This is a genomic window from Alcaligenes phenolicus (assembly GCF_032063905.1).
Taxonomy (GTDB): Bacteria; Pseudomonadota; Gammaproteobacteria; order Burkholderiales; family Burkholderiaceae_B; genus Alcaligenes; species Alcaligenes phenolicus.
In genome coordinates this window covers 118,463-138,839 of the sequence record NZ_DAMBOE010000006.1, presented here as the reverse complement: position 1 = coordinate 138,839, position 20,377 = coordinate 118,463, and the positions used below count along the sequence as shown (strand labels likewise).

The following is a 20,377-nucleotide window of genomic DNA, read 5'->3' as shown; positions in this document are numbered from 1 at the left end:
TTTGCAGCGGTTTTTTTAATTAAGACTAGCTTTGAATAGAACCAGGCTTGGCATCCCAGCTACGCATGACTTCTGTAATAGCCGCATCCAATACAGTCCCGATACGTCCATCCCGCGCCTATGTAAAAAGCTGCGCCTAATCTTCTTAAGGCGTTTGGGACTTCGACCGAGCCGGCAAAGTCGCCAGCACCAAACCCGCCAAGGCCAGTATAAAAGCGTAAACATGCACAGTAGTGAAGCTCTCCCCCAGCACGAGCACACCCACTGCTGCGGTACCCAAGGGCATCAAGACCATAAACACCGCGGCTTGCGAAGCAGGTACGGAACGTACGCCCGTCATCCACAGCCAGACCGTCCAGACGCTGGCCGCCAAGGAATAAAACACCAGCAAAGGCCAGATCCAGCCTGCCGGTGCCGTGAAATCGAAATCCCAGGCGGCGTATAAACCTAGGGGCGTAATCAGCGCCAGGCTACACAGATTGATAATCGCGCTGATGCGCTTGGGACTAAGCACGGCGGTCAGGCGCTTGCCTATGACCGCATAAGCCGACTCGCACAGGACGGCACAAAAGATCAACGCATTGCCCAGCCACATTTTTCCTGGGTCCAGCTGATCCACACCGTGATCATCCGCCTGTACCAAGGCCAATAAGGCAATCCCGCCCATCCCCAGCGCCAGTGACACCCAGGTGCGCGGCCCTATGCTTTCTTTCAGGAAGTACCAGCTGAACAAAGCCACCATGCCGGGAATGGCAGACAAAATAACGCCAGCAGAGACCGCGCTGGTCATGCTGATGCCCGTCACCATGCACAGCGTGAACAGGAAATTACCCAGGAAGGATTCCAGAAAAATCAGGCCACGGGTACGCAGATCCAGTGCGGGTTCGGCCGCCGGTTTGCGCAGCCAACGCAGCATGGCTATCGCGCCAATGCCAAAGCGCAGCCAGGCCAGCAAGAACACCGGCAGTGCCGTTACCAACGGCCGTGTCAGGGCGATATAACTGCCCACCAAAGACATGGACAAGGCCAAACAGGCGTATGCCGCCAGACGTGATCCCGCTCTATTCACCAACCCTCTCCTAATACACACATTTGCAAGGCAGCTAATCAAAATACCACGGCGGCCAAGGTCTACAATACGCCCGAGCTCGGCCTTCCAGGATAAAAAACATGGCCTGCCATGTTGTCCGTTTCGCTCACCACCACCTGTACCCCTGACCTTACCCAGATCTGCCCGTACAGCCCCGTGTTGCCAGCGCTTTATCCCACCCCATCGGAAAGTCGCGTCGCCAGCCCTTAAGCAGGTCTGCGATGGACGGCCCTACACCCGGCCCGACCCATGCTGCTCCCCATAACAGACTAATCCGCACCGCGCCGGCCTACCGGCCAGCCGTGCTCCTTGAAGGATATTTCATCATGCAGGCTATCGCCCGCCTGAGCCGTTTTGTTGGCAATACCTTTGCCATCTGGGTTCTACTGTTTGCCGTTCTGGCCTATTACTTTCCCGACCACTACCGCTGGTTAGGCGCTTATATTGTTCCACTTCTGGGCATCATCATGTTCGGTATGGGGCTGACCTTGTCGCGCCAGGACTTTGCTGAAGTGTTTGTACGCCCTGGCCGTGTGGCTATTGGCGTTCTGGGTCAGTTCATTATCATGCCTGCCTTGGCCTGGTTTCTGACCTACGCCTTTTCCCTGCCGCCTGAATTGGCCATTGGCGTGATTCTGGTGGGCTGCTGCCCCGGTGGCACCTCGTCCAATGTGATGACTTTTCTGGCGCGTGGCGACCTGGCCCTGTCAGTTGCCATTACCTCAGTCACCACCTTGCTGGCCCCTATCGTCACCCCCGCCCTGATTTACTTCCTGGCCAGCCAATGGCTGGAAGTCAGCGCCTCGGCCATGTTCTGGTCCATTGTTCAGGTGGTGATTTTGCCGATTGCCCTGGGCATTATTGTGCAGTCCCTGCTGGGCGAGAAAATCAAAGCCGGTGTGGCGGCCCTGCCCCTGGTTTCTGTCGTGGCCATTGTGGCTATCGTGGCCGCTGTGGTGGCAGGTAACCAGTCCAAGATTGCGACCAGCGGTTTGCTGGTGTTCTCCGTCGTGGTTCTGCACAACATGCTGGGCTACGTCCTGGGCTATCTGCTGGCACGCTTGAGTGGCATGCCTTTGCCACAGCGCAAGACGCTGGCTATTGAAGTAGGCATGCAAAACTCCGGCCTGGGTGTGGCTCTGGCCAGTGCCCACTTCTCGCCATTGGCCGCCGTGCCCAGCGCGATTTTCAGCGTTTGGCACAATATTTCCGGTCCCTTGGTCGCGACAATTTTCCGTCGCATGGGCGATGGCAAGTAAACACCTGCAGCCACGTGCAAGGACTTGAACCCGAAGTCCAAAAAATAAAAAGGGACGCTCTACCGGGCGTCCCTTTTTTTCATCCCGAGTGTCACAAGACACCCGCATCCGCTCAAGCCTCAGCTTTTACGCGAAGACACATAAATCCCGCCTACGATCAGCAAGAAAGCCGCTCCGTGGTAGAGCTTGGGGGTATCGCCCAGAATAAAGACCGACATCAAGGCGGCAAATACAGGCATCAGATTGACGAAGAAACCGGCCGTCGCCGCGCCCACTCGCTGCACAGCCACCCCCCAGCATCGCAAAGCGATCAAGGCCGGACCAGTGCCCACGTACAGAATGGCCAGCAGCAATCCCCAGGACCAGTCGATATGCCAATCGGTAAACTGCCACTCCATGGCGGCAAAAGCACCCGACCAGATCAAACCGAAAAACACTTGTGCCATCACTACCGTGGCCCAGGTTTCTGCGATAGCACCCTCATGGCGGCGCGTGCTGAGCATCCAGCTATAGATCGCCCAGGCGATAGTGGCTATCACCATGTACACATCACCCGGCACAAAACGGAAGGCCATCAGCTCCTGCCAGTCCGCACGCGTCAGCACCAGCACCACACCCAGCAAGGACATCAAGCCACCCACCAACTGACGCCCATTGACGGTGGATTTAAAGAACAGGCGTCCGATTACCAGCATCCAGAACGGCAAGCTGGCGTTGACTAAAGTCACGTTAATGGGGGACGAGCTTTGCAGTGCCAGGTATTGCAAAGCGTTATAGATCCCTATGCCCAGCAAACCCAGAATCGAGTAGCGTTTCCAGTTGGTCCACAAATTACTGCCCCGTCGCAGCACTTGTCGTCCCACAAAAAGCAGAATGGTGAACGCTACCAGCCAACGGAAGAAATTCAGGGTAATGGGCGGAACCTGATCATGAATCAGGCGCCCCACAATGGCGTTACTTGCCCACAAGATCGTGGGTAAAACCAGTAAAGCCGTCGTGCCGGGGGTCAGTTTCTGAGTACTCACAAGCATGTCCTAAAAAACGGCAACGGCGCATGTGATCCCTCCTCAGGTCAACTCTGCGCCGTTACGATTGGCCTAGTATATAGGCAAGCATGCCCTGCCCTCTACGCCTTTACCTGCCTGCTTGTGACGATGATAACTGGTCAATCTTTGACCAATCCATAAATATTATTTATAATCATACAATTGTCACGTCATGGCGCTGATTGAATTTTATTGGCCCATCCCATCCACGCTCGTCTGACTTTAGCAACATCAGATGCAGCTACCCAGGGTAAATCGACCTTGAAACACCCCCACTTTTGGGAATAAAGCTTGATCCGATCAAGCGCCCCAAGTGCATTACTTGGCACCACAACCAGCACCTTTAACCGCAAGGGCCTGTCCCGCGCGTCGTTATGCAGGTCTCTGTTCCTGGCAAGTATTCGTGTTTTTGCCCGTTTTTCAGGTAGGCAGACCTTGCCTGCCCCGGCTGGATCCCCCTATGAACGGCGGGCGTGTTTTCAATTTGATCCACCTGACCCTGTCTGGAACCAACCCTTCCTGACAGACACAGATTCACCCCGATTTTTATGGGCCTAGTGCAAGGCTGGACTTCAGACACCGCTTGTCCGGTTTGTCGGTCTGCCTTGTTTCCAAGCCCGTCCCCGTCCCGCCCAGCAAGGCCAGACGGGAATTATTATTTTTAAAGGAGTCCCGATTTATGGCCAAAGAAGAGCTACTTGAAATGCAAGGTTCCGTCACCGAAATCCTGCCTGACTCGCGCTTTCGTGTCACCCTGGACAACGGTCACGCCGTTATCGCCTACACCGGCGGTAAAATGCGCAAGCACCACATCCGTATTCTGGCTGGCGACAGCGTCACCCTGGAAATGTCGCCCTACGACCTGAGCAAGGGTCGCATTATCTTCCGCCACCTGCCCAAGCGTATTGGCGCGCCTACCTCTGCCCCTCGTCGCACTCCCCACCGCCGTTAAGACATATCGCCACACCCCTGTCACAATTAGATGCAAAGATAGGCGCGCCTGACAGGGGTGCGACAAGAGCCATCAGCGCTCGGGCGCACCCCACATCTTGTGGGAGTCGCCTTGAAAAAATTACTGACGCTCAAAACCGGCTTCATCGCCTATTTTGCAATTCTGAGCCTGTTTCTAATCCTGATGCTGATTGCCCTGCAACATTTGAGCAGCAGCATCGAACAGCGCAAGCATCTGGAAGCCCAGCGCCACCAAACGACGGCGCTTAGCAAAGACTTCAAACGCATCAGCGAATTGCTCAGCCGTCAGGCCATCGCGTTTGTCTCCAGCGAGCAAATTGAATTTCAGGATAATTTCCGCCACCTTCTGGCGGTGTTTACGGGTGCCCAGGCAGATCAGGATGGTGTCACCCTGGCTATGCTGGACCGTTTCAGGGATCTGGAGCTGGAGCCGGCTGTACAGGACCTGCTACGCTCTGCCTACGAGCAGACCCTGGCACTTAGCCAGGTTCAGTCCGAGGCCATCCAAACCGCCAGCGGCCAGTTTGAAGATGGTAACGGCGCTATCCGCATCGCCCTGCCCAATGCCTTGATGGCCAAAGTGCTGGTGTTCAGCCAGCAATACATTCAAGCCTCCACCCAGATCACCAACACGCTGGATCAGTTCGAGCACCAGTTCAGCGAGCGCCTGGACAGCTCTCTGGATCAGGCGGGCCGCAGCAGCGACCGCGCGTTCAGCCTGGCATTGGCAGCGCTGGCTCTGTTCTTCATGGCCAGCACCATTGCCCTACGCCTCTTGTATCGCTCCATCAAGCAGCCGTTGGATCAAGGGGCTAATCTGGCCAAGGAACTGGCCCAGGGCAAGCTCAATGCGCAGCTCAGCGTACGTCGCCATGATGAGTTCGGGACCTTGCTTACAGCACTGAATGGCATCGGCCAGGGCGTACAGACCGTGGTGCATCAGATCCGCGAACAAACCGGCTTGATACGCGACGGCTCGCATGCGATTGTGCTGGGCAGTCAAAACCTGAGCGAGCAAATTCTGGATCAATCCGCCGAACTGAATCAGACCGTCAAGGCCATGAATCAATTGGCTGACACCGTGCGCCAGAACGCGGAGCAGGCCCAAACCGCCGATCATCTGGCGCAGGACACCTCCAGCCAAGTAGCACAAGGCAATCAGGCCGTGCGCAGCCTGCTCGATACCATCAACGCGATTGCCGACAGCTCGAACAAAATGAGCGAGATCACCAAACTGATCCGCAACATTGCCTTCCAGACCAATATCCTGGCCCTGAATGCTGCGGTAGAAGCCGCCCGCGCCGGAGTCCATGGTCATGGCTTTGCGGTTGTTGCTGCCGAAGTACGTAACCTGGCTTTACGCTCTACTGACGCCTTGCAACAGATTTCCACCCTCATTTCCAGCTCAGTCGAACAAACCGAGCAAAGCTCAGTCGCCGCTCGTGGCATGGCGCAAATCATGGCCAACACACAACACAAGGTTAATGAAATGCGCAGCATTGTGGCTGATATTGCCCAAGCTTCTCAGGAGCAGGCGACGCATATCGACTACGTTAACCAGGTCATGACGCGCCTGGACCAGCAAGGCCAGTCCAACCGCCAACTGCTTGAACACAGCGCCCACACCGCTCAGGAGCAGCTGGAGCAAACCACTTTGCTGGCCCAGGTGGTGGCGCATTTCAGTCTGGATAGCGATCTTTTCGAGTCCGATGCTCCTGCCCTGCCCGCCGTCCCCAAGCAGCCTTCTTACCGATCCGTGTCCGCCTATCGCACAGCCACGTGCACAATGTCCGGTTCCTGAGCGGCCAATACGTGCCATAGGCCTCCGATAAGGGTAAAATCGGAAGTTTGCCGCGCGCCGCCTTGCTGGCTGGCGCGGATGGCACCTCAAATATAGGAAAGCCGCTGAATCATGGAATCGGAACGACTTAATCAACTGGAAGCCCGCCTTGCCGATTATTCGGAGCGGGAAAATGCCTTACGGAGGTATCTTTGACTACGATGACAAAGCTCATCGTTTGCACGTAGTCAATGCCGAACTCGAGGACCCCAACGTCTGGAACAATCCTCAACACGCTCAGGATCTGGGCCGAGAAAAGAAAAGTCTGGAAAACGTAGTGCATGTGCTGGACGCCTTGCACACGGGCTTGAAGGATTCGCAGGACCTGTTTGAGCTTGCCGCGATGGACGATGACGATGCCACTATCGCCGCCATCGAAGAAGATTGTGCCGCCATGGCCAGCCGTATTGAAGAGCTGGAATTCCGCCGCATGTTCTCCAACCCTGCTGACCCGCTGAATTGCTTTATGGACATTCAGGCCGGTGCGGGTGGTACCGAAGCCCAGGACTGGGCCTCCATGCTGTTGCGCATGTATGTGCGTTATGCCGAACACAAGGGCTTCAAGGCTGAAATTCTGGAACAGTCGGACGGTGACGTTGCCGGTATCAAATCGGCCTCCATCAAGATTGAAGGCGATTACGCCTACGGTTTTCTGCGCACTGAAACCGGCGTGCACCGTCTGGTTCGCAAAAGCCCCTTTGACTCCTCCAATGGCCGCCACACGTCTTTCACCAGCGTGTTCGTCTACCCTGAAATCGACGACTCCTTTGAAGTCGAAATCAACCCGGCCGACTTGCGTATCGACACTTACCGCGCCAGTGGTGCCGGTGGTCAGCACATTAACAAAACCGACTCGGCCGTTCGTATTACGCACGAGCCCAGCGGCATTGTGGTGCAGTGTCAGAACGACCGCTCGCAGCACCGTAACCGTGCCGAAGCCATGCAGATGCTGAAGTCCCGCCTGTACGAGCTGGAAATGCGCAACCGTATGGCCGAGCAGCAAAAACTGGAAGACTCCAAGAGTGATGTGGGTTGGGGTCACCAGATCCGTTCCTACGTGCTGGACCAAAGCCGCATCAAGGACTTGCGTACCAACTACGAAAGCTCCAATACCCAGAAGATTCTGGATGGCGACCTGGATGCCTTTATTCAAGCCAGCCTGAAACAAGGTATTTAATATGCACACTTCCACGCTGACTGTTCTAAGCGGTGCCTCTCGCGGTCTGGGCTTGTCCCTGGCACGTCAGGCACTGGCCGCTGGCCATCAGTTGATCACTTTGGCCCGCAGCGAACTGCAACTGGATGCGCCCCAAGGGGCTCATCAACATCTGCAAGTGGACCTGGCCAGCGCGGAAGGCGCACAACAGGCTGCCAAGGCTCTGCAAGCCTTGATCAGCCAGACACAGGCTCAACGCTACGTCCTCATTAATAATGCGGGCACGGTTGATCCCGTTGGGCAGGCCAGCCACCTGCTCGATGCCCAGGCCATTACACAGGCGCTGCAATTGAATGTCGCCAGTGTCATGAGCTTGACCGCCGCCTTTTTGCAAGGCGCTCCCAAGGATGCCCAACGCCAGGTGCTCAATATATCCTCCGGTGCTGGCCGCAAACCCGTCTCGGGCTGGGCCGTGTACGGCTGCAGCAAGGCAGCGCTGGATTTTTATACGCAGACCCTGAAGCTGGAAAATCCCGAGCTGGCCGTTTGCTCTCTGGCCCCTGGCGTGGTCGATACCGATATGCAAGGCCATATCCGTAGCCAGTCCCGCGACCAGTTCCCGAACCTGAGCCGCTTTATCGACCTGCATCAGCAAGGTCAGCTCAGCAGCCCGGACGATACGGCCGAGCGCATTTTGCGCCATCTGAACAGCCCGGATTTTGGCCAGCACGTCCTGGATGACATCCGCCACTACGAATAAGTACTGACACAATGACTGAACCGCTAGACACTTCCGCACCCGTCGTAGACGAAAACCGCCTGATCGCCGAGCGTCGTTCCAAACTGGACCGCCTGCGCGAAAGCGGCATCGCCTACCCCAACGATTTCCGCCCTGACGCCCACGCTGCCGAGCTGCACAGCCAGTACGGCGAACAAGATAAGGATGCCCTGGCCGCAACCAATAAAGTCGTGAAAGTAGCTGGCCGCATGATGCTCAAGCGTGTCATGGGTAAAGCCAGTTTTGCCACGCTGCAAGATGCTTCCGGCCGCATCCAGATCTACCTGGACAAGGCCGCACTGGGCGAAGAAAACTACGCGGAATTCAAGGGCTGGGATATCGGTGACATCCTGGCCGTGGAAGGCACGGTCTTCAAAACCAATAAGGGCGAGCTGTCCGTACATGCTTCCAGCGTGCGCCTGCTGGCCAAGTCCCTGCGCCCCCTGCCCGACAAATTCCACGGTCTGGCTGACCAGGAATTGAAGTACCGTCAGCGCTACGTAGACCTGATCATGGGTGAAGATACCCGTCAAACCTTCCTGGCCCGCAGCAAGGTCATGAGCAGCCTGCGCCAGCACATGGCCCAGGCCGACTTCCTGGAAGTGGAGACCCCCATGCTGCACCCCATTCCGGGTGGCGCATCGGCCAAACCCTTCATTACGCACCACAATGCGCTGGACATGGAAATGTACCTGCGTATTGCGCCCGAGCTGTACCTGAAGCGTTTGATTGTGGGCGGTTTCGAGCGCGTGTTCGAGATCAACCGCAACTTCCGTAACGAAGGCGTCAGCCCTCGTCACAACCCTGAATTCACCATGATGGAGTTCTACGCAGCCTACACGGATTACCAGTGGCTGATGGACTTCACCGAAAACCTGATACGTGAAGCCGCTATCAGCGCTCGTGGTACCGCTACCCTGCAGTACCAGGAACGCGAGCTGGATCTGAGCCTGCCTTTTGATCGCCTGACCATTACCGGCGCCATCATGAAGTACGCTCCTTCCTACCAGATCGAACAGCTGGAAGATATCCAGTTCCTGCGCACTGAACTGGCTCGCCTGAAAGTGGATGTGAACTCGCCGCCACTGCGTGATGCCGGTCTTGGCGCCTTGCAGCTGGCTCTGTTTGAAGAGACGGCAGAATCCAAGCTGTGGCACCCTACTTTCATCGTGGACTACCCCGTGGAAGTGTCGCCACTGGCTCGTGCCTCGGACACCCAGGAAGGCATTACCGAGCGCTTTGAGCTGTTCATTACTGGTCGTGAAATTGCCAATGGTTTCTCGGAGTTGAACGATCCTGAAGATCAGGCCGCACGTTTCCAGGCCCAGGTTCAGGCCAAGGACGCTGGCGACGAAGAAGCCATGTTCTACGACGCCGACTACATCCGTGCGCTGGAGTACGGTATGCCTCCTACAGGCGGCTGCGGTATTGGTATCGACCGTCTGGTCATGTTGCTGACCGATAGCCCGGCTATCCGTGACGTGATCCTGTTCCCGCACCTGCGTCGCGAAGACTAATCAGTCTCAAGCAAGAAAAACGCGCGGCCTTAGCCGCGCGTTTTTCTATGCATCCTCGCCCCCGCATACACATACGCAGATACGCAGCTATTCTGCCCGGTCCCGGAACAAACTCCCACTCCAATCTCATCATTGACCAGCCCTACACCTGTAAGGGCAGACTTCATTCGGGCTTGATGCCAGCAGTTGCCGCCACTTTACGAAACAGGGCAATATCACGTGCCACGATCTGATCCAGAGACTCAGCCGAATCAGGCGCGATCACAAAGCCCTGCTCCTCCAATGGCTCAGCAAATTCACGTGAACGCAGTACAGCCGTGATATCGCGATTTAACACCTCAACTACCTTATCGGGCGTGGCACGTGGCACAAAGACGCCCTGCCAGCTTTCGATCACGAAATCAGAAACACCCAACTCATGAAAAGTGGGAACATCCGGTAAAACCTTCGAGCGGTCCGGTGAGGTCACCGCCAGAGGGATGAGTTCACGCTTCTGAATGTTCTGGATTGTTCCAGAGATATCAATAAGCGCCCCGTCCACATGCCCACCTAGTATATCCAAAATAGCGGGGGCCCCTCCCGCGTAGGGAATGTTATTGGTTTGCGTACCCAAACGCTGGTTAAGCATCTCGACGGCCAAATGATAAATACTGCCGTAGCCAATCGGCAGCGCTGCAGATACTTCGCCAGGCCGACGCTTGAGTAGCGCCACGTAATCATCGAAGTGATTAACGCCCAGCCCTGGCCGCACCACCAGCACCTGCGAATTAACAATAGTGCGGGTCACGCCACGGACCTCCGTCTCGCTATAGGGCAGCTTGCGACCGAGGGCAGCGTTGATCGCAAGCTGATCGCCACTAGACAACAGGGTATGCCCGTTTGGGGCTGCACGAACTACCCGGTTGACGCCAAGGCTGGTGTGAGCGCCGGGCACATTATCCACGATCACCGTTTGTTCCCACAATTTGGCCAGATTTTGCGCGAGCATCCGTGCGATACGATCAGCATTGCCGCCCGGATTCACCGGAACAACAATACGCACAGGTCCGGAGGGAAACGTATCGGCCTGCTGCGCACGTGCCGGAGCCGTGGCAGACATAGCACCCAGAGAAGAAACAGGAACACCAAGCCGGGCGGCGATACCCGCACCGGTCGCTTTCAAGATCATGCGTCGATTCAAGCCTACCTCCAGTATCCACAGACTGCCCCATTGATCGGGCGACATTGTGTTGCAGTGCTTGCCAAGCACGAACTTTAGTCTAGAGAGCCCCCGTGCGCGAATCAAGCTGCCCTCGTCCCGGCCGTTACTAAAGCGGCTATCAGCGACTTTCGCGCAGCCTGAACACTTGCTCGGCGACACATCATACGGGAATGAAAAAGGACGCTCGAAAGCGTCCTCTTTTTATTGCGAATCCAGGTTCATAGCTTCACCGCGTTGCACCTGTGCTGCGAGTACGATGTGCTGGCTCTGTTTTGCTCTTTTAGCCTCAGGAGCCTCATCCAGCGAGTTTGTCCTTGCTGCTTCGTTACCCCTGGCCTATTTCCCGGCAACTAATCCACCGGCAGACGCATCACCGCCTGTGCCCATTTATGAGCCACCTCAGGCGAAGAAAAACACGAAGCCTTGTCTGCCACCACGCGCACCGCACGCTCCAGCAGCTGGATGTCAGCCTCGTGCTGACGCGCAACGTGCGGGTCTTCAAAGAAGATGACACGTTGACAACGATTTTCCAGCACCAGCTCGGCAATTTGTGCATCGCCGCCCAAAGGTCCACTTAGATATGACTGAATCCAGGGTGTGTCCTTGGGCCAGCCTTTGGACCAGGCCAGCTCGTTCAACAGGCGGCTTGTCGTCCCGGTTCCCACGCGTTGGCCAAAGCGAGACAGCAGATCAAAATGCTTGTCGGCAAACTCAATCATCTTGTCCTTGAGTGCATCGTGCGCAATCATGGCCAGGGTTTGATTAGGGAAGTCAAAAATACGTTTGCAGCTGGAATCAGGCCACAAGCCGCGGCTGACACGCTCCACTTCAATCCATTCAATTGCACCCATCAGGGTCGAGATGAAAGGACGGCCATGCGTGATGCATTGGCGCTTGAGCGCCAGTGCTTCCGGGAAAATGGAGGAAGGGTCTACCGGGTCTATCAGATAAATGGCGCCATCAAAAGGCGGCGTACCATCCGGGCTTTGCGTGACCCGGGCCACCAGCTTCATCAAGCCGCCATCACGACCATAAGGATAACGAACCAGGCCGCCATAGCCTTCCAGCAGGCCCGAACGCTCGATGGCATTACAGGTACGACCGACCGTATAAAGCTCAACTTCCAATTCGCGAATACCGCTGGCTGAGCGCCGCAACCACTGAAACAAAGCCGCATCTGCCGAATCATGGTGCAATTGATTGGCCGCCAAACCGAAACGTAATGACATGAGTTCCTACACGGTAAACGATTCGCCACACCCGCAGGAGGCTTTCTCGTTTGGATTGATGAACTTGAAACCTTCATTGAGGCCATCACGGCCATAATCCAGACGCGTGCCGTCAATAAAGGGCAGGCTTTTAGGATCAACAAACAGTTTAACGCCGTGCTCTTCAAACAGTTGATCGCCTTCAACCGGCTCATCAACAAAATCCAGCTTGTAGGCCAGACCCGAGCAACCGGTCAGCCGTACACCCAAACGTAGCCCCAAACCGCCCCCGCGTTTTTTCAAATGACGCTGGATATGTTCTGCGGCGGGCTGAGTAAGAGAAATAGACATAATCTTTTCCTTTCTATAAACCTGAAAGAATATTCAGCCTTCAGGCTTGGACAACTAAAACGCGCCTTTGTTCTGTACCGAGGCAATGGCAGCCTGAACCGCCTCCTGGGCCAACAAAGCACAATGCACTTTGACCGGCGGCAATTCCAGCGCTTGCTGTACATCCGTGGACGAGAACTGGGCCGCTTGCTCCAGACTGCGACCCTGCAGCCATTGCGCCGCATAAGAAGCGGCAGCGATGGTACAGCCACAACCATAAGCCTTGAAACAGCTATCCTGAATCTGGCCCTGCTCCGATACTTTGAGCTGGATCCGAATCAATGCCCCGGTTTCGTGACTTCCTGCTTCCCCCGTGCCTACGTCAGCATCACTGCTGTTCATGACACCCGCATGACGCGGGTGCAGGAAATGCTCCATGACAGCGTCACTATATCTCATTGCGCGAACTGCTCCGAAGCGGGCTCGCTCCATAAAGGAGAGATGGCCCGCAATTGTTCAACCACACGACGGATGGCGGCAATCGTGTCATCAATGTCCTGCTCGGTCGTGAAACGGCCAAGGCTCAAGCGCAAGGAGCTGTGCGCCAACTGATCGCTGCGACCCAGTGCCGTCAACACATAAGACGGTTCCAGACTGGCCGAGGTACAGGCCGAACCACTGGACACCGCCAAATCCGTCAGAGCCATCATCAGAGCTTCGCCCTCGATATGATCCACGCTGATGTTCAGGTTGTGCGGCACACGCTGATCCAAGGTGCCATTAAGGAACAGGTCAGGGATAGACTGCAAGCCAGCCCATAGACGATCTCGCAGCGCGGTGATGCGCTGATTGTCTTGGTCCATCTCCTGGGCAGCCAGCTCAAAAGCACGCCCCATACCCACAATCTGATGGGTCGCCAGCGTGCCAGAACGAAACCCGCGTTCATGACCACCACCGTGAATCTGCGCCTTCAGGCGCACCGCCGGTTTACGACGGATATACAAGGCACCAATTCCTTTGGGACCGTAAGTCTTGTGGGCAGACATGGACATCAAATCCACCGGCCACTCCTGCAGATTGATCGCAACCTTGCCGGTGGCTTGGGCGGCATCCACATGGAACAGCACCTTGTGCTCCCGGCAAATTGCCCCCAGGGCCTGCACATCCTGAATCACGCCAATTTCGTTATTCACCAACATGACCGAGGCCAGGATGGTGTCGGGGCGAATGGCTTGCTCAAACGCCTGAGGATCAATCAAGCCACTGGGCAGGACATCCAGAAAGGTGACTTCAAACCCTTCGTCCTGCAAGGCCAGACAGGTGTCGAGCACGGCCTTGTGTTCCGTACGGACGGTAATAATATGGCGGCCCTTGGACTGATAAAACTGCGCGGCACCTTTCAGGGCCAGATTGATGGCTTCGGTAGCACCGGAAGTCCAGACGATTTCTCGCGGCTCTGCCCCGACCAGGGAGGCAACCTGACGACGCGCCTGATCCACGGCTTCTTCCGCATCCCATCCATAAGGATGGCTGCTGGAGGCGGGATTGCCAAATCGTTCCGTCAACCAGGGAATCATGCTGTCGGCCACACGCGGGTCTACCGGTGTGGTGGCGGCATAATCCATATAGATACGCTGAGCGCGACTCATACAAAACTCCGGGTCAGTAGCGGATCTTGCCCACTACAAAGTACATTCTTCTGGCTGGCCGGCTTCCTGAGCGGCCAACTTGAGCTGACGCAGACGCTGCTGATCAACCAAGTCCTGTAGCGAGACAGAATCCAGATAATCGACCATTTTACGACTAAGCGTCGCCCAAAGCTCGTGAGTCATGCACTCGCCTTTCTGCCCATTTGTGCCCTGCTTGCAATTACCCTTGCCACCGCATTGGGTGGCATCAACGGGCTCATCGACCGCAAACACAATGTCAGCAACGGTGATGTGGCGGGCCAGACGCGCAAGCGTATAGCCACCACCCGGACCACGCACACTATCGACCAGTTCATGGCGGCGCAACTTGCCAAACAACTGTTCAAGATACGAGAGCGAGATACCCTGTCGCTGGCTGATGCCTGCGAGCGTCACCGGTCCACTTTGCTGGCGCAGCGCAAGATCGATCATCGCGGTTACGGCGAAACGCCCTTTTGTCGTCAAACGCATGATAGTTTCCTTGCCAAAGGCGAAAGCGGCCGGACTGCCAAAGGCAAATCCGACCAATTTGGTCCAGTATAGCAAATACAGGGGAAACTACCGTGCTTGAGCGTGTGTTTTTACACTTATACTGAAGTGTTATGTAGCCACTCAGGCAGCACGGTAATTGGGGACGCGCTTGCGAACCAGTTCGAACACGCCCTGGCAGGCATCTTCGATATAGTCCATGACCTTATTAAAGCCATCCTGGCCGCCATAATAAGGATCGGGCACGGTAGCCGCTTCATAGTCAGTGGCAAAGCGCATCAGCAGCATGAGCTTGTGACGGTAAATGGGAGGACACATTTGCTGCAAGGCAGCGTGGTTTTCCCAGTCCATGCTCAAGATAAGGTCGAAGTTGCGAAAGTCCTCGCGCTGGACCTGTCGGGCCTGATAGGTAGAGATGTCATAACCGCGTTTACGAGCGGCTATCTGTGCGCGTGTGTCAGGATGCTCGCCAACATGAAAGCCATGCGTGGCGGCTGAATCCACCAAAATAGCCTCCGACAAACTGGCCTGGTCGACCAGTTGGCGCAAGACACCTTCGGCGCTGGGGGAGCGGCAAATATTCCCTGTACAGACAAACAGAACCTTACTCATAATGCGTCAAAGTCTGCGGGAAAACCCCAAATAAGGCAAGACGAAACCGGGGTGAAAACAGGCCCCGAAAATCGCCTTGAAAGCAGCAAATCCGTATCGTTTGGGGGCTGCCAATAAGAACCGGTCGCAGCTGCTTGAAGTCTGGAACAAACCAAAGGCGCAGCACCGTTTGCTTAGCGGATACACCACTTTCTCGGGATGAGATAAATCAAGCAATACACCCGAGTGATGAAAGCCGGTAGCGGAACCGTGTTTTTTCTGTACTTTCGTCCAAGCTTAGTTGCAATTATGCAACAAGCATCATCAAAGATGGAATTACCCCGCTTTTGCTGGAGGGGCGTCAAGCGCGAGTGGAACCGAACAGGCAATCCGGTTCCAGGCGAAGGTCGCCACTTCAGTCCAAGACGGACTCCAACGAAGTCGCCTGCTCCCTTCCCCTACACCAGAAGCACCAAGTCCAAGCCATCAAGCCATCAAGCCATCAACAGTTTGGTCTTCAGTCTTTGAAGCTTGTCGCGTGCGGCAGCGGCTTGCTCGAACTCCAGGTTGCGAGCGTGGTCCATCATCTCTTTTTCCAGGCGCTTGATCTCGCGTGCCGCAGCCTTCTCGTCGCGAATCAACTCGTCCGGCACATCCTCGCGCAAGCTGGCGGTTGGGTCCGAGGCAACAACACCATCAATCAACTCACGGACGGCCTTGTTCACGCCACGCGGCGTAATGCCATGCTCTTCGTTAAAGGCGATCTGCTTGGCACGACGGCGCTCGGTTTCTTCGATGGCGCGATGCATGGAGTCCGTCATTCTGTCGGCATACAGAATGGCTTTACCGTTCAGGTTACGCGCTGCCCGACCTATGGTTTGAATCAGGCTGCGCTCGGAACGCAGGAAACCTTCCTTGTCCGCATCCAGAATCGCTACCAGAGACACTTCGGGCAAATCCAGGCCCTCGCGCAGCAGGTTGATCCCGACCAGCACATCGAAGACGCCCAGACGCAGATCCCGGATGATCTCGGCCCGTTCCACCGTATCAATGTCCGAGTGCAAGTAGCGTACGCGAATACCGTTCTCCGACAAGTATTCGGTCAGATCCTCTGACATGCGCTTGGTCAGCGTTGTCACCAATACACGGTCTTCCTGCGCAGTACGCAGCTTGATTTCACCCAGCAAATCATCGACCTGCGTGGTAGCCGGGCGAACCTCGATTTCCGGGTCCACCAGTCCGGTAGGTCGCACCACCTGTTCAACCACATTGTCTGCATGCTCTTGCTCGTAGGCAGCGGGTGTAGCCGACACGAACACGGTTTGCGGCATACGGCGTTCGAACTCTTCCAGTTTCAGAGGCCGGTTATCCATGGCCGACGGCAGACGAAAACCGAACTGCACCAGGGTTTCTTTACGCGAGCGGTCACCGCGATACATGGCGCCCAACTGTCCGATAGTGACGTGGCTTTCATCAATAAACATCAAGGAGTTACGCGGCAGGTAGTCGATCAGCGTCGGCGGCGGATCGCCGGGCGCAGCACCTGACAAGTGGCGAGAGTAGTTCTCGATGCCTTTGCAAAAACCCAGCTCTTGCAGCATTTCCAGGTCAAAGCGGGTGCGCTGCTCCAGGCGTTGAGCTTCAACCAAATGCCCTTCCCGCGTCAGAAATTCCAGACGCTCGCGCAGTTCGAGCTTGATGGTTTCAATCGCTCTCAACACGGTTTCGCGTGGCGTCACATAATGCGAGCTAGGGAACACGGTAAAGCGATTCAGCTTTTGCACGACCTTGCCTGTCAGCGGATCGAACAACTCCAGCTCTTCAATCTCGTCATCAAACAGGCTGACTCGCAAGGCCAGCTCCGCGTTTTCTGCCGGGAAGATATCGACCACTTCACCACGAGCACGGAATATCCCACGCTGAAAATCCAGATCGTTACGCTCGTACTGCATGGCGACCAGACGCGCCAGCAGCTCCTGCCGGGCAATACGGTCGCCCTTGCGCAGCGTCAGCACCATCGCATGGTAGTCGCCGGGATTACCAATACCGTAAATGCAGGACACGGTGCCCACAATAATGGTGTCCGGCCGCTCCAGCAGGCTTTTGGTAGCTGACAGGCGCATCTGCTCAATGTGTTCATTGATGGACGAGTCCTTTTCAATAAACAGATCGCGCGACGGCACATAAGCCTCGGGCTGGTAGTAATCGTAGTAAGACACGAAGTACTCCACGGCGTTGCGTGGAAAGAACTCGCGCATCTCGGCGTACAACTGCGCCGCCAGAGTTTTATTGGGCGCCAGAACAATGGCCGGGCGCCCTGTGCGAGCAATAATGTTCGCCATCGTATAGGTCTTGCCCGAGCCCGTTACCCCCAAAAGGGTCTGGTACATCAAGCCATCATCAATCCCCTCAACCAACTGCTCAATCGCCGCAGGCTGGTCGCCAGCAGGCAAATAAGGTTGGAAAAGTTTGAAGGAACTCCCCGGAAATTCTTGAAAGGCAGGCTCAAATTTCATGCTAGACACACTTTAGGGTAAGCCCGTATTATCACATTAATGCTTTGTTTTTCTACCTTTCTGCACTAACGCCCCCATATCATCATGACATCGCTCTTCGAAACCGTCGAACTGGCTCCACGCGACCCTATTTTGGGTTTGAACGAACAATACAATGCCGACGAACGCAGCGGCAAAGTTAATCTGGGGGTCGGTGTTTACTACGACGATCAAGGGCGTATCCCGATTTTGCAGGCTGTTCAAAAGGCTGAGGAAGCCATGATGAGCAAAGCCGCCGCGCGCAGCTACCTGCCTATCGAAGGTATCAATACCTACAATCTGGGTGCTCAAACCCTGTTGCTGGGCGCCGACTCCCCCATCATTGCCGAAGGCCGCGCCTTGACCGTGCAATCCCTGGGCGGTACCGGTGCACTGAAAATCGGTGCTGACTTCCTGCAGCAACTGCTGCCCCAGTCCGAGGTTTACATCAGCGACCCAAGCTGGGAAAACCACCGCGCCCTGTTCGAGCGCGCTGGCTTCAAGGTCAACACCTACGCTTACTACGATGCTGCTACACATGGCCTGAACTTTGACGGCATGATCGCCTCACTGCGCGCCATGCCTGCCCAGTCCATCGTGGTCCTGCACGCTTGCTGCCACAACCCGACTGGCGTGGACCCCAGCATGGAACAATGGGCCCAGATCGCCGAACTGATCAAAGAGCGTCAACTGGTTCCGTTCCTGGACATCGCTTACCAAGGCTTTGGTGCCGGTCTGGAAGAAGACGCCAGCGTGGTGCGTTTATTTGCCAAGCTGGGCCTGTCCATGTTCATCAGCTCCTCGTTCTCCAAGTCCTTCTCGCTGTACGGCGAGCGCGTTGGCGCCCTGACCCTGGTTACTTCCAGCAAGGACGAAACTTCCCGCGTACTGAGCCAGGTCAAGCGTGTGATTCGCACCAACTATTCCAACCCGCCCACACACGGTGGCAAGGTTGTGGCCACGGTACTGAACTCGCCTGAGCTGTTTCAAACCTGGGCGACTGAACTGGCTGGCATGCGTGATCGCATCCGCGAAATGCGCGCCCAACTGGTTGCCAAGCTGAAAGAGCACGGCGCTACCCAAAACTTTGACTTCGTGCTGCAACAGCGCGGCATGTTCTCCTACTCCGGCCTGACTGCCGAGCAAGTGGAACGCCTGCGCCAGGAACACGGCATTTACGCTGTCAGCAGCGGCCGTATCTGCGTTGCTGCATTGAACAGCCAGAATATTGACGTCGTGGCCAAGGCCATCGCTCAAGTCCTGAAGTAAGCTGTCGCTCACTACAGCCCCAACGCCCTTCTTCGGAAGGGCGTTGTCGTTCCAGCCCTTGGAGCACTACCATGACAGACACGATTTCCCTGAACACCGAACGCCTGATCTTGCGCCCCTGGAAAGCTTCCGACCTGGAGCCCTTTTTCCGCCTGAACAGCGATCCCCACGCGCTGCGTTTTTATCCGGCCACCCTGGACCGTGAGCAAAGCGATGCCATCGCCCGGCGCAGCCAAAGCCTGATCGACGAGCATGGCTGGGGTCCCTGGGCAGTCGAGCTGAAAGAAAACGGCGCTTTTATTGGCATGGTGGGCTTGAACCGCCCGACCGCCGATCTGTACTTTCAGCCTTGCGTGGAAGTTCTTTGGCGTTTGCTGCCTGAATACTGGGGCAAAGGCTATGCCACTGAAGCGGCAAGAGCCTGCATGGACTTTGGTTTTGACGAACTGGGCCTGGATCAAATTGTGGCGTACACCGCTCAATTGAACTTGCCTTCGCAGACCGTCATGCAACGCCTGGGCATGACAGAACAGCCCGGCACTTTTGAGCACCCTGGTGTACCGGCGGGCCACAAACTCGTCCCCCATGTGCTGTACACCCTGGACCGCAAGGATTGGCCACAGCCCGCATGAGCAGCCCAAAGGGTCAAAAATTAAGCCTTTAAAGCCCTCACCGCTTGCAAAAACGTAAACTGTAACGCACAATCTTTACTGTATATATATTCAGCAGACAATACTATGACCGCCAAGCTCACTGCACGCCAACAACAAGTGCTGGACATCATTCGTTCTGAAATCGAACGGACGGGTTTCCCTCCCACTCGAGCAGAGATTGCTCAGGTGCTGGGTTTCAAATCCGCCAATGCGGCCGAAGATCATTTGAAAGCTCTGGCCCGCAAAGGCGCTATCGAGCTGACTGCCGGCGCCTCGCGCGGCATACGCCTGCTCGGTACGGATACCCGCGAAAGTGCTGCTCCCAGCAGCAACGCATTGGCCAATCTGGCTGACGCCCTCTTGCTGCCCATTATTGGTCGCGTGGCTGCCGGTAGCCCCATTCTGGCCACCGAGCATATCGAGCGCGAGATTGGCGTCGCCCCTACCCTATTCACCCAAACGCCTGATTACCTGCTGCGCGTACGCGGCCTGAGCATGAAAGACGCGGGCATTTTTGACGGCGACCTGCTGGCCGTCAAGAAAGCCAGTGAAGCACGTAATGGGCAGATTGTGGTGGTACGTATTGGCGACGATGTCACCGTCAAGCGCCTGTCGCGCTCCAGCAATCAAGTAGTCCTCTTGCCCGAGAACCCGGACTTTGAACCCATCATCGTCACCGACCCGGATTCCCTGTCTTTGGAAGGCATTGCTGTGGGTCTGATTCGCACCAGCCCGCTGCATTAAGCCGTCCCTCTC

General features: G+C 56.1%; 19 protein-coding genes. 9 read left to right on the top strand and 10 right to left on the bottom strand.

Annotated features, from left to right (window positions below; genetic code table 11):
• Positions 1-145 precede the first annotated feature (145 nt).
• Positions 146-1,069 (bottom strand): DMT family transporter, encoded by a 924-nt coding sequence (locus tag U2949_RS13435; protein WP_257723146.1) that lies wholly within the window; start codon positions 1,067-1,069, stop codon positions 146-148.
• A 347-nt stretch (positions 1,070-1,416) separates the two neighbouring features.
• On the opposite strand from U2949_RS13435, the gene U2949_RS13430 reads away from it, so the two are divergent.
• A complete protein-coding gene (locus U2949_RS13430; RefSeq protein ID WP_321288246.1) occupies positions 1,417-2,349 on the top strand; it encodes a bile acid:sodium symporter family protein in 933 nt (310 codons plus the stop codon).
• A 119-nt stretch (positions 2,350-2,468) separates the two neighbouring features.
• Here U2949_RS13430 and U2949_RS13425 read toward each other — a convergent pair whose 3' ends face one another.
• On the bottom strand, positions 2,469-3,380 hold the full coding sequence (locus U2949_RS13425; protein ID WP_021446707.1) for a DMT family transporter: 912 nt from the start codon (positions 3,378-3,380) through the stop codon (positions 2,469-2,471).
• Positions 3,381-4,074: 694 nt separating this feature from the next.
• On the opposite strand from U2949_RS13425, the gene infA reads away from it, so the two are divergent.
• The 5 genes from infA to lysS all read left to right on the top strand — a co-directional run bounded on the left by infA (position 4,075) and on the right by lysS (position 9,658).
• A complete protein-coding gene (gene infA, locus U2949_RS13420; protein WP_009458008.1) occupies positions 4,075-4,347 on the top strand; it encodes a translation initiation factor IF-1 in 273 nt (90 codons plus the stop codon).
• 111 nt (positions 4,348-4,458) lie between these two features.
• A complete protein-coding gene (locus U2949_RS13415; protein ID WP_321288243.1) occupies positions 4,459-6,168 on the top strand; it encodes a methyl-accepting chemotaxis protein in 1,710 nt (569 codons plus the stop codon).
• A 111-nt stretch (positions 6,169-6,279) separates the two neighbouring features.
• Positions 6,280-7,384, top strand: a protein-coding gene (gene prfB, locus U2949_RS13410; protein WP_321288241.1) for a peptide chain release factor 2 whose coding sequence is annotated in 2 segments (ribosomal slippage) — positions 6,280-6,360 and positions 6,362-7,384 — 1,104 coding nt in all. Because the reading frame shifts where the segments join, the coding sequence is not laid out codon by codon here.
• 1 nt (position 7,385) lies between these two features.
• Entirely contained in the window at positions 7,386-8,123 is a 738-nt protein-coding gene (locus tag U2949_RS13405; protein WP_026482834.1) for an SDR family NAD(P)-dependent oxidoreductase, read from the top strand.
• Between the two features lie 11 nt (positions 8,124-8,134).
• Positions 8,135-9,658: a lysine--tRNA ligase gene (gene lysS / locus U2949_RS13400; protein WP_321288238.1), complete on the top strand. Its 1,524-nt coding sequence runs from the start codon at positions 8,135-8,137 to the stop codon at positions 9,656-9,658.
• A gap of 163 nt (positions 9,659-9,821) precedes the next feature.
• Here the strand turns inward: lysS and U2949_RS13395 are convergent, their stop codons facing one another.
• From U2949_RS13395 to uvrB, 8 genes are all read right to left on the bottom strand, one after another.
• Entirely contained in the window at positions 9,822-10,838 is a 1,017-nt protein-coding gene (locus U2949_RS13395) for a Bug family tripartite tricarboxylate transporter substrate binding protein (protein WP_321288236.1), read from the bottom strand.
• A 371-nt stretch (positions 10,839-11,209) separates the two neighbouring features.
• Complete coding sequence (locus tag U2949_RS13390; protein ID WP_026482837.1) at positions 11,210-12,088, bottom strand: methylglyoxal synthase; 879 nt, start codon at positions 12,086-12,088, stop codon at positions 11,210-11,212.
• 6 nt (positions 12,089-12,094) lie between these two features.
• Positions 12,095-12,418 (bottom strand): HesB/IscA family protein, encoded by a 324-nt coding sequence (locus tag U2949_RS13385; RefSeq protein WP_003801383.1) that lies wholly within the window; start codon positions 12,416-12,418, stop codon positions 12,095-12,097.
• A 54-nt stretch (positions 12,419-12,472) separates the two neighbouring features.
• On the bottom strand, positions 12,473-12,856 hold the full coding sequence (locus tag U2949_RS13380) for an iron-sulfur cluster assembly scaffold protein (RefSeq protein WP_321288234.1): 384 nt from the start codon (positions 12,854-12,856) through the stop codon (positions 12,473-12,475).
• Complete coding sequence (locus U2949_RS13375) at positions 12,853-14,046, bottom strand: IscS subfamily cysteine desulfurase (protein ID WP_086061378.1); 1,194 nt, start codon at positions 14,044-14,046, stop codon at positions 12,853-12,855. Before U2949_RS13375 ends, U2949_RS13380 begins: the two co-directional genes overlap by 4 nt.
• Positions 14,047-14,079: 33 nt before the next feature.
• Positions 14,080-14,556, bottom strand: coding sequence for a Fe-S cluster assembly transcriptional regulator IscR (gene iscR / locus U2949_RS13370; protein WP_021446710.1), 477 nt, complete (start codon positions 14,554-14,556; stop codon positions 14,080-14,082).
• 141 nt (positions 14,557-14,697) lie between these two features.
• Complete coding sequence (locus U2949_RS13365) at positions 14,698-15,189, bottom strand: low molecular weight protein-tyrosine-phosphatase (protein ID WP_026482840.1); 492 nt, start codon at positions 15,187-15,189, stop codon at positions 14,698-14,700.
• 470 nt (positions 15,190-15,659) lie between these two features.
• A complete protein-coding gene (gene uvrB / locus U2949_RS13360) occupies positions 15,660-17,681 on the bottom strand; it encodes an excinuclease ABC subunit UvrB (protein ID WP_026482841.1) in 2,022 nt (673 codons plus the stop codon).
• A gap of 84 nt (positions 17,682-17,765) precedes the next feature.
• Here uvrB and U2949_RS13355 point away from each other — a divergent pair, with 84 nt between their 5' ends.
• The 3 genes from U2949_RS13355 (at position 17,766) to lexA (ending at position 20,365) form a co-directional block, all read left to right on the top strand.
• Complete coding sequence (locus U2949_RS13355) at positions 17,766-18,968, top strand: amino acid aminotransferase (RefSeq protein WP_009459106.1); 1,203 nt, start codon at positions 17,766-17,768, stop codon at positions 18,966-18,968.
• Between the two features lie 71 nt (positions 18,969-19,039).
• Entirely contained in the window at positions 19,040-19,600 is a 561-nt protein-coding gene (locus U2949_RS13350; RefSeq protein ID WP_026482843.1) for a GNAT family N-acetyltransferase, read from the top strand.
• 105 nt (positions 19,601-19,705) lie between these two features.
• Entirely contained in the window at positions 19,706-20,365 is a 660-nt protein-coding gene (gene lexA, locus U2949_RS13345) for a transcriptional repressor LexA (protein WP_026482844.1), read from the top strand.
• Positions 20,366-20,377: the final 12 nt, after the last annotated feature.

Excerpts from the sequence above, each read along its gene's own strand:
- U2949_RS13425 (WP_021446707.1), bottom strand. The coding sequence starts at position 3,380 with ATGCTTGTGAGTACTCAGAAACTGACCCCCGGCACGACGGCTTTACTG.
- iscR (WP_021446710.1), bottom strand. The coding sequence starts at position 14,556 with ATGCGTTTGACGACAAAAGGGCGTTTCGCCGTAACCGCGATGATCGAT.
- infA (WP_009458008.1), top strand. The coding sequence starts at position 4,075 with ATGGCCAAAGAAGAGCTACTTGAAATGCAAGGTTCCGTCACCGAAATC.
- uvrB (WP_026482841.1), bottom strand. The coding sequence starts at position 17,681 with ATGAAATTTGAGCCTGCCTTTCAAGAATTTCCGGGGAGTTCCTTCAAA.
- U2949_RS13390 (WP_026482837.1), bottom strand. The coding sequence starts at position 12,088 with ATGTCATTACGTTTCGGTTTGGCGGCCAATCAATTGCACCATGATTCG.
- U2949_RS13405 (WP_026482834.1), top strand. The coding sequence starts at position 7,386 with ATGCACACTTCCACGCTGACTGTTCTAAGCGGTGCCTCTCGCGGTCTG.
- lysS (WP_321288238.1), top strand. The coding sequence starts at position 8,135 with ATGACTGAACCGCTAGACACTTCCGCACCCGTCGTAGACGAAAACCGC.
- U2949_RS13385 (WP_003801383.1), bottom strand. The coding sequence starts at position 12,418 with ATGTCTATTTCTCTTACTCAGCCCGCCGCAGAACATATCCAGCGTCAT.
- lexA (WP_026482844.1), top strand. The coding sequence starts at position 19,706 with ATGACCGCCAAGCTCACTGCACGCCAACAACAAGTGCTGGACATCATT.
- U2949_RS13430 (WP_321288246.1), top strand. The coding sequence starts at position 1,417 with ATGCAGGCTATCGCCCGCCTGAGCCGTTTTGTTGGCAATACCTTTGCC.
- U2949_RS13380 (WP_321288234.1), bottom strand. The coding sequence starts at position 12,856 with ATGAGATATAGTGACGCTGTCATGGAGCATTTCCTGCACCCGCGTCAT.
- U2949_RS13350 (WP_026482843.1), top strand. The coding sequence starts at position 19,040 with ATGACAGACACGATTTCCCTGAACACCGAACGCCTGATCTTGCGCCCC.
- U2949_RS13355 (WP_009459106.1), top strand. The coding sequence starts at position 17,766 with ATGACATCGCTCTTCGAAACCGTCGAACTGGCTCCACGCGACCCTATT.
- U2949_RS13375 (WP_086061378.1), bottom strand. The coding sequence starts at position 14,046 with ATGAGTCGCGCTCAGCGTATCTATATGGATTATGCCGCCACCACACCG.